This window comes from Glycomyces sp. NPDC021274 (genome assembly GCF_040641195.1).
GTDB lineage: Bacteria > Actinomycetota > Actinomycetes > Mycobacteriales > Micromonosporaceae > Glycomyces.
In genome coordinates, this window is record NZ_JBFADC010000134.1 from 1 (window position 1) to 1,056 (window position 1,056).

A 1,056-nucleotide genomic window follows, 5' to 3' on the forward strand; every position below is an offset into this window, starting at 1 on the left:
CCTGGTTGGTGAAGACCGCACCCATGATCGCGACGCCGAACGAGCCGCCGATCGTCCGGAACAGGGTCGCGGACGAGGAGCCGACGCCCATGTCCTTCATCTCGACGCTGTTCTGCGCGATCAGCATCGTGGTCTGCATCAGGAAGCCCATGCCGGCGCCGAGCACCGCCATGTAGAGGCCCGAGGTGAGGCGCGTGGTGCCGACGTCCATCAGGGCCAGCAGGCCCAGGCCGATGGTGATCAGGGCGCCGCCGCCGGTGACGAAGATCTTGTACCTGCCGGACTGGGTGGTGACCCGGCCCGCGATCAGCGACACCACCATCATCGCCAGCAGCATCGGCAGGAGCAGCAGGCCGGAGTTGGTCGCCGAGGCGCCCTGCACGGTCTGCTGGAACAGCGGCAGGAAGGTCATCGCGCCGAACATCACGAAGCCGACCAGGAAACCGACGACCGTGACGAGCGAGAAGTTGGCGTTCCGGAAGATCCGGAGCGGGATGACCGGGTCGCTGACCTTGCGCTCGACGAGGACGAAGGCGACCAGCGCGACGACGGCCAGGATGCCCAGGCCCACGATCTGCTTCGACAGCCAGTCGTACTCGGTGCCGCCCCAGGTGGTCAGCAGCACCAGCGAGGTGATGCCGATGGTCAGCAGGGCCGCGCCCGCGTAGTCGATCCGGGTCTGCGACCGCTTCTTCGGCAGGTGCAGCACCGCGGTGACCATGATCAGGGCGATCGCGCCGAGCGGCAGGTTGATGTAGAAGCTCCAACGCCAGCCGAGGTGGTCGGTGATGGTGCCGCCGACCAGCGGTCCGCCGATCATCGCGACGGCCATGACGCCGGCCATCATGCCCTGGAACTTGCCGCGCTCCCGCGGCGGGACCAGGTCGCCGATGATGGCCATGACGCCCACCATCAGACCGCCCGCGCCCAGGCCCTGCACGGCGCGGAAGCCGATCAGCTGGCCCATGTCCTGGGCCATGCCGGACAGCGCGGAGCCGATCAGGAAGATCACGATGGACGTCAGGAAGACGCCCTTCCGGCCGTACATGTCGCCGA

The 1,056-nt window shown here is 67.9% G+C and carries 1 protein-coding gene; it reads right to left on the bottom strand.

Annotated elements, in window-relative coordinates:
* The coding region (locus tag AB0I03_RS27130; protein WP_360417500.1) for a DHA2 family efflux MFS transporter permease subunit at positions 1-1,056 on the bottom strand (1,056 nt) is incomplete at both ends.